Source organism: Agromyces binzhouensis, assembly GCF_004135055.1.
GTDB classification, from domain to species: domain Bacteria; phylum Actinomycetota; class Actinomycetes; order Actinomycetales; family Microbacteriaceae; genus Agromyces; species Agromyces binzhouensis.
On sequence record NZ_SDPL01000121.1, the window covers coordinates 1 to 7,611 of the forward strand.

A 7,611-nucleotide genomic window follows, 5' to 3' on the forward strand; every position below is an offset into this window, starting at 1 on the left:
GCGACCACGTCGGCGTCGGCCCCGCCGCCGGGCGGGCCCGGACGCGAGAGCACCGGCCCGAACAGGTCGAGCGGCTGGCTTCGGTCGGCGCCCAGCCCGTGCAGGAGCACGAAGCTCACGCGAGCGGCCCCGGGCGGTAGAAGGAACGATCGGCGCCGCCGCCGACGCGAGCCGGTTCGCCGGGGGACTGGGGCCGGATGGCCTCGAGCAGCATGCCGGCCAGGCGCACGAGCTGCGCGATCTGGTCCTCGTCGCGGTCGACCCATCGGCACTGCGGGTCGCCGATCGGCACGAAGCCGTCGTGCTGCTCCCAGACGACGAGCGTGCGCTCGGCGCCGAGCACGTACTGCTGCCACCACACCTGCCGCAGGTAGCCGCGCGGGATGCCGCGCCACGGCTTCGAGGTGGTCTTGATCTCGCAGAGCTCGAGCGTGCCGTCGCCGAGCACCTTGAGCCCGTCGGGCGTGGCGAGGTGCCGGCGGTCGGACTCGGCGTGGAAGAGCAGGCTCGACGGGGCGATGCCGTGCTCGGCGCGGGCCCAGCGGGCGATGACCGGTTCGCGCTCCCTGCCGTGGTCGGTGTAGCGACTGCCGCCGAATCCACGACTGCGGCCGTCGTGGAGCTTCTCGTTCGCCGCGGCGCGGACCGATGACTCCGACGCGAGCTTCGCGGCATCCGTCGCCGTCACACCCCTGGCGCGCGCCCGGAGCCACGCCACCCGGTCGCCCGAGTCGGCGACGATGCGGGTCTCGTGCGGCAGCGGCGGCTGGCGCAGCGCCGACGCGACGCGGGGTGCGACCGACTCGAGGTCGAACAGCGCGAAGGGGGTGTCGGTCACCCGACCACGGTACCCCCGGCCGCCCCCGGACGACGCGTGCGGCGGACGCGCGGCGCTACTTCACCGCGCGCAGCGCACCGCCCGCGGACTGCGCGATCATCGCCTCGATGTTCGCAGGCGAGAGCGAGTGGTGGATGGCGAGCATGCTCGCGCCCAGCACCGCGGCATCCGCGCCCGTCTGCGACAGCGTGATGTGCAGCGACTCGGTCGCGAGCGGCATCGAGCGGCGGTACACGACCTCGCGCACGCCGGCGATGAGGTGCTCGCCGGCCTCGGCCATCGAGCCGCCGAGCACGATCACCGACGGGTTCATCAGGCTGAGGCAGGTCGTGAGCACCTCGCCGATGTCGCGGCCGGCCTGGCGGACCGCCTGGATGGCGTTCACGTTGCCGTTCTTGACCAGGTCGACGACGTCGCGCGAGTTGCCCGCCGGGATGCCGGCCGCCGTGAGGGCTCGTGCGATGGCGCTTCCCGAGGCGAGCGCCTCGAGGCATCCGAAGTTGCCGCAGTTGCAGGCGATCTCGGCGCCGCGGGAGACGTAGACGTGGCCGATGTCGCCTGCGGTGCCCTGCGCGCCGCGCTGGAGGAACCCGCCGGAGATGACGCCCGCGCCGATGCCGGTCGCGATCTTCACGAAGAGCAGGTGGTCGGTGTCGGGCCACGCCTTCTCGCGCTCGCCGAGCGCCATGATGTTCACGTCGTTGTCGACGAGCACGGGAACGTCGATCTCCTGGCGGATCCACCCGGCGATGTCGAAGCGGTCCCACCCGGGCATGATCGGCGGGTTGATCGGCCGGCCGGTGCTGAACTCGACCGGGCCGGGGACACCGACGCCGATCGCGAGCAGGTCGCCGGTCCGTCGACCGGTGTGCTCGATGAGCTCGCGGATGACCGCGAGGACCGCGTCGAGCACGACGCGTGGACCCTCGGAGACCGCGATGACCGAGTTCGTCTCCTCGATGATGCGCCCGGTGATGTCGGCGAGCGCGACCCGGATGTGCGATGCGCCGATGTCGACCCCGACGACGAACCGCTCGCTCGCCGTGATCGCGAAGAGCGACGACGGCCGGCCCCCCGTCGAGGCGGCCTCGCCGACCGGGCCGACGAGGCCCAGGTCGGTGAGGGCGTCGATGCGCATCGCCACCGTCGTGCGTGCGAGCCCGGTGATCGAGGCGAGCTCGCTCCGCGTGCGGGGTTGACCGTCGCGCAGGATCTGGAAGAGATCGCTCATCGCGGTCGAGCCCAGCGCATTCACGTGGGGTCGCGCGTCGGCATTCGCGCTTACGTCAACCATCCGTCGATTCTCCCATACTCATCGGCGTAACTCGCATGCACATGCATCCACCGGAATACGTCCGGCGGCGTTTCGGCGCTGCGGCTAGTGCGACTTCGAACCCTGCCCGGCGAACCGCTGCTGCAGGAGCACCGCGACCACGATGATCACGCCCTTCGCGACCGCCTGCACGGAGGTCGAGAGGTTGTTCTGCGTGAACACGTTCGTCAGCGTCGCGAAGATGAGGACGCCGAACACGGTGCCCGTGATCGTGCCGCGTCCGCCGACGAGGAGGGTGCCGCCGACCACGACCGCGGCGATCGCGTCGAGCTCGTAGAGCTGACCGTGCGTGGAGGTCCCCGCAGTGGTACGGCCGAGGATCATGACCGCGGCGATGCCCGCCGTCAGCCCGGCGAGCGCGTACAGGTACATCGTGTGGCGGCGGACCGCGAGACCCGCGAGGCGCGCCGCCTCGCGGTTGCCGCCGATCGCGACCGTCCGGCGGCCGAACGTCGTGCGGTTGAGGAGGATCCATCCGGCGACCGCGACGAGCACGAAGATCCAGATCAGCATGTCGATGCCGAGCAGGTCCATGTTCATGAACTCGATGAACTCGGGGATCCGCACGACCTGGGTCGTCCGGTTCGCGAGGATCTCGGCGAGGCCGCGCGCGGCCACGAGCATCGCCAGCGTCGCCATGAAGGCGACGACCTTGCCGTAGGCGATGACGAAGCCGTTGAGGAAGCCGGCCGCGAGGCCGACCGCGAGGGCGGTGAAGACCATCACGAGCCAGGTCGAGTTCTCGGCGAGCGCTTGGATGGCGGACAGCGTCGCGACCACCGATGCGAGGCCCATCACGGAGCCCACCGACAGGTCGATGCCGCCGCCGATGATGACGAACGTCATGCCGACCGAGATGACGCCGATGATCGAGGCGAGCCGGACGATGACGAGGATGTTGTCGATGTTCGTGAAGCGGTCGCCCGCGGTGATCGCGCCGACGACGAAGAGCGCGGCCAGGGCGAGGATCAGGCCGAGGTTCCGGCCGACGGAGCCGCTCAGCAGGCTCCTCGCGGTGAACCGGCGCCGCTGCTCCGGCGGCTCCGGTGATGCGGGGCCGGATTCGGCCTGGGCGATGGTCGGGGACTGGGACTCGCTCACGCGGCGGTTCCTTTCATGACGAGGTCGAGCACCTGGTGCTCGTCGATCTGGTCTGACTTCACTGTCGTGAGGATGCGGCCGTCCCCGACGACGAGGACGGTGTCGGCGAGTCCGAGCACCTCCTCGATCTCGCTGGACACGACGACGACGGCGTCGCCGTTCGCCGCGAGCTCGCGGATGAGGGCGTAGATCTCGGCGCGGGCGCCGACGTCCACGCCGCGCGTCGGCTCGTCGAGGAGGAGCACGGACGTGCGGTTGACGAGCCAGCGCGCCAACAGGATCTTCTGCTGGTTGCCGCCCGAGAGCGTGCGGGCCGGCCGGTCGGGATCGGCGGGGCGGAGCTCCAGCGCGTCGATCTGCTCGGCGGCGATGCGGCGCTCGCGGCGCTCGTCGACGAACCCGCCGCGGGCGAACCTCGCGAACGAGGAGAGCGTGACGTTCCGGAAGATGGGTTCGTCGAGGAGCAGGCCCTGGCTCTTGCGCTCCTCCGGCGACAGCCCGATCCCCGCCTTGACCGCATCGCGGACCGAGCCGCGGCGGAGTTCGCGGCCGTTCGCCCGGACGGTGCCGGTGGTCGCGCGCCGTGCGCCGTAGATCGTCTCGAGGATCTCCGATCGGCCCGAGCCGACGAGGCCCGCGAGTCCGACGATCTCGCCCGCCCGGACCGTGAAGGCCACGTCGTGGAAGACGCCTTCGAGCGAGAGGTCCTCGACCTCGAGTGCCAGCGGCGCGTCGTCGGGGATCGGCGTGGCCGGAGGGAAGACGTTCTCGACCTCGCGGCCGGTCATGCGCCGGATGAGCTCGGACGTGGGCGTCTCGGAGACGTCGAGGCCGTTCGCCGTGCTGCGCCCGTCCTTCAGGACCGTGATGCGGTCTCCGATCTCCCGGATCTCCTCCAGTCGGTGCGTGATGTACACGACCGCGATGCCCGCGTTCGTGAGCTCGCGGACGACCCGGAAGAGGTTCTTCACCTCTTCGCCGTCGAGCACCGCGGAGGGCTCGTCCATGATGATGAGCCGCGTGTCGTGTGAGAGCGCGCGGGCCATGCTCACGATCTGCTTGTTCGCCGCGCTCAGCGTCCCGACCTCGCGCGACGGCGGGAGGTCCCCGTGGCCCAGTCGTTCGAGCAGTTGCCGGGTGCGTTCGTTGGCCTCGCCGGCGCGGAGGAAGCCGCCCACGGAGAGTTCGTGTCCGAGGAAGATGTTCTCGGCGATGGTCAGTCCGTCGACGACGTCGAGTTCCTGGTACATCGTGGCGATGCCGAGCTCGATCGCGTCCTGGGGGGAGTGCAGCGAGACCTGCTCGCCGTTCCACTCGATCGTGCCCGAGTCGGGGATGTGCGCCCCGGCGAGCGTCTTGATCAGCGTCGACTTGCCCGCGCCGTTCTGGCCGAGGATGCAGTGGACTTCGCCTGCGGCGATCTCGAGGTCGACGTTCTTCAGCGCCTGCACGCCGGAGAAGTTCTTCGAGATGCCGCTCATGCGGAGTAATGCCGGAAGATGGTCGTCTTTGATCACTTTGGAATCATAACCGGAACTCGCGATGTCGCAAGTGGTTTCGTCGAAATCCGGTCGAGAATCCTCTGGCGCGTGCGGCCATGCGCCTGGGCGGGCATCCCATCACTTATAACGCGATACAAACATAAGTTGCGCAGAGTCGGCTACCTTCTGCTACGCTCACGAAACGTCAGCGTGGACTCCGTTGGGTGTGGTGGCACCCGGATGGATACGAGGTCCATCTGGCGGTGCTGCGTCACATCCAATGAGAGGACTACACGAATGAGTGTCACCCGCACTTCACGAGCCCGCATGCTGGTCATGGCGGGCGCATCCCTGGCGGTCGCCGGCCTGCTGGCCGGCTGCACGGCGGGCGGATCCGAGTCGAACATCACGGAGAACCAGAACTCCGCCGAGGAGAACGCCGAGGCGGGCGACACGGTCGTCATCGGCTTCTCGGGCCCCGCGGCCGACCACGGTTGGCTGGGAGCGATCAACTCGGCGGCCATCGCCGCCGCCGAGAGCTACCCCGACGTCGAGCTCCGCGTCGCGGAGGGGACGAACGACGCCAACCTCCAGATCAGCCAGGTCGAGACGTTCGTCAACGACGGCGTCGACGCCATCGTGCTGCTGCCGACCGACGGCGCCGCGCTCACCGAGGCGGCGACCGCGGCGATGGAGGCCGGGATCCCGGTCATCAACGTCGACCGCGAATTCTCCAGCCCCTTCGCCGCACGCGCGACCATCCTGGGCGACAACTACGGCATGGGCGTCAGCGCCGGCACGTACATCTGCGAGCAGCTCGGCGGACAGGACGACGCCGTCGTCGCCGAGATCGCCGGCATCGACTCGCTGCCGCTGACCCAGGACCGCTCGGCGGGCTTCGCCGACGCGCTGTCCGACTGCGGCCTGGAGGTCACGAACCGCGTCGCCGCGGACTTCACCATCCAGGGCGGCGAGGCCGTGACCTCGCAGCTGCTCTCGGCCGCGCCGGAGATCGACGCGATCTGGAACCACGACGACGACCAGGGTGTCGGCGTCCTCGCGGCCATCGACGCCGCGGGCCGCGACGAGTTCTTCATGGTCGGCGGCGCGGGCAGCGCGAACGCGATGCGCGCCATCCAGTCGGGCGACTCGGTGCTCGAGGCGACCGTCATCTACCCGTCGACGCAGGCGGCCGACGGCATCGCGCTGGCCCGCCTGATCGCTCAGGGCAAGACGATGAGCGACCTCTACACGCCGAGCGTCGCCAACCGGATCGTGCTCGACGCACCCGTGGTGACCGCGGAGAACGTGGACGAGTACATCCAGTTCGCCTTCGAGTCCTGACCCGATCACCACGTGGCTGGGCGCCCCTCGGGGCGCCCAGCCTCCCCTACCCAGAAAGGCAGCTCGATCTGCATGCGTGAACGACTCCGCGTCGCGATGGTGGGCAACGGCTTCATGGGGGCCGCCCACTCGCAGGGATGGCGCGTCGCCCCGAGGTTCTTCGACCTCACGGCCGAGCCGACGATGGATGTCCTCGTCGGTCGAGATCCGGATCGGGCCGCCGCCGCCGCCGAGAAGTGGGGCTGGCGGGAGTCCGCGTCGGATTGGCGCGAGGTCGTCGCGCGGGACGACATCGACGTCGTCGACATCGTCACCCCGGGCGACAGCCACGCGGAGATCGCGATCGCCGCGCTCGAGGCGGGCAAGCACGTGCTGTGCGAGAAGCCGCTCGCGAACTCGTCCGCCGAGGCCGAGGCGATGACCCGGGCGGCCGAGGCCGCCGCCGCACGCGGCATCCGCTCGATGGTGGGCTTCACGTACCGTCGCCTCCCGGCGACGGCCTTCGCGCGGCACCTGATCGCCGAGGGGCGCATCGGCGAGGTCCGCCACGTGCGCGCCTCGTACCTGCAGGACTGGCTGGTCGACCCGGCGTCGCCGATGACCTGGCGGCTGCAGAAGGACCGCGCCGGATCGGGCGCCCTCGGGGACATCGGCGCGCACGCGGTCGACATGGCCGAGTACCTCACGGGGCTCCGGGTCGCCGAGGTGTCGGGCCTGCTCGAGACCTTCGTCCGCGAGCGGCCGATCGCCGGTTCCTCGTCCGGAGCCATCTCGGGCGGATCGACCGCTCCCCCCACGGGAGTGGGCGAGGTCACCGTCGACGACGTCGCGTTCTTCCACGGGCGCTTCGCATCGGGCGCGCTGGGCTCGTTCGAGGCGTCGCGCATGGCGACCGGCCGCAAGAACGCCCTGCGCGTCGAGGTGTCGGGATCACGCGGCGCGATCGCGTTCGACCTCGAGCACCTCAACCGCATCGAGTACTACGACGCGTCGGCGCCCGCGAGCGAGCAGGGGTTCACGTCGATCATCGTCACCGAGCCCGAGCACCCGTGGGTCTCGGCGTGGTGGCCGGCCGGCCACCTGCTCGGCTACGAGCACGGCTTCGCCAACCAGGCGAGGGACTTCGTCGAGGCGATCGCCACGGGCGCCGACCCGAATCCGTCCTTCGCCGACGGGCTCCACGTGCAGCGCGTGCTCGACGCGGTCGAGGAGAGCGCCGCATCGACGGGTGCGTGGGTGGGGGTCGCCTCCGAGGCGGCCTCGGTGGCCGGCTGACGCAGGCCCCGATCGGCCGGTATCCGCGAACGAGGGGAAGGTGCGGGATGTCGTCCACCGCATCCGTGCGACTCGATGAACGGGCCGGGCGGCGAGCCGAGACCGTCGATGGCGTGACCGGAGGGGTGGACGAGGTCGAGCCCGGTGCGGCCGGACTCGCCGCGCGCGTCGAGAGGGCGGTCGCACGCGCGCCGGCCGCGACGGCGGCCGCATGGGCCGCCCTCGTCGCCCAAGCCGAC

The 7,611-nt window shown here is 70.6% G+C and carries 6 protein-coding genes; 2 read left to right on the top strand and 4 right to left on the bottom strand.

The window, feature by feature from the left end; translation table 11 throughout:
- Positions 1-115: 115 nt before the first annotated feature.
- From ESO86_RS07895 to ESO86_RS07910, 4 genes are all read right to left on the bottom strand, one after another.
- Positions 116-838 (bottom strand): YqaJ viral recombinase family protein, encoded by a 723-nt coding sequence (locus ESO86_RS07895; RefSeq protein WP_129234407.1) that lies wholly within the window; start codon positions 836-838, stop codon positions 116-118.
- 55 nt (positions 839-893) lie between these two features.
- Positions 894-2,069 (bottom strand): ROK family transcriptional regulator, encoded by a 1,176-nt coding sequence (locus ESO86_RS07900; protein WP_242492266.1) that lies wholly within the window; start codon positions 2,067-2,069, stop codon positions 894-896.
- A 147-nt stretch (positions 2,070-2,216) separates the two neighbouring features.
- Complete coding sequence (locus ESO86_RS07905; RefSeq protein WP_242492270.1) at positions 2,217-3,176, bottom strand: ABC transporter permease; 960 nt, start codon at positions 3,174-3,176, stop codon at positions 2,217-2,219.
- Between the two features lie 92 nt (positions 3,177-3,268).
- Positions 3,269-4,753 carry a sugar ABC transporter ATP-binding protein gene (locus ESO86_RS07910; RefSeq protein WP_207207059.1) on the bottom strand — a complete coding sequence of 495 codons (1,485 nt, stop codon included), beginning with the start codon at positions 4,751-4,753 and terminating at the stop codon, positions 3,269-3,271.
- A gap of 336 nt (positions 4,754-5,089) precedes the next feature.
- Between ESO86_RS07910 and ESO86_RS07915 the strand changes: the two genes are divergently transcribed.
- Positions 5,090-6,097 (top strand): substrate-binding domain-containing protein, encoded by a 1,008-nt coding sequence (locus ESO86_RS07915; protein ID WP_242492267.1) that lies wholly within the window; start codon positions 5,090-5,092, stop codon positions 6,095-6,097.
- A gap of 72 nt (positions 6,098-6,169) precedes the next feature.
- Positions 6,170-7,372 (top strand): Gfo/Idh/MocA family protein, encoded by a 1,203-nt coding sequence (locus tag ESO86_RS07920; RefSeq protein ID WP_242492268.1) that lies wholly within the window; start codon positions 6,170-6,172, stop codon positions 7,370-7,372.
- The last annotated feature ends 239 nt before the right edge of the window (positions 7,373-7,611 follow it).

What these genes read in the sequence shown, in the direction of transcription:
- ESO86_RS07900 (WP_242492266.1), bottom strand. Translation starts at nt 2,069, where the DNA reads ATGAGCGATCTCTTCCAGATCCTGCGCGACGGTCAACCCCGCACGCGG.
- ESO86_RS07910 (WP_207207059.1), bottom strand. Translation starts at nt 4,753, where the DNA reads ATGAGCGGCATCTCGAAGAACTTCTCCGGCGTGCAGGCGCTGAAGAAC.
- ESO86_RS07915 (WP_242492267.1), top strand. Translation starts at nt 5,090, where the DNA reads ATGGCGGGCGCATCCCTGGCGGTCGCCGGCCTGCTGGCCGGCTGCACG.
- ESO86_RS07920 (WP_242492268.1), top strand. Translation starts at nt 6,170, where the DNA reads ATGCGTGAACGACTCCGCGTCGCGATGGTGGGCAACGGCTTCATGGGG.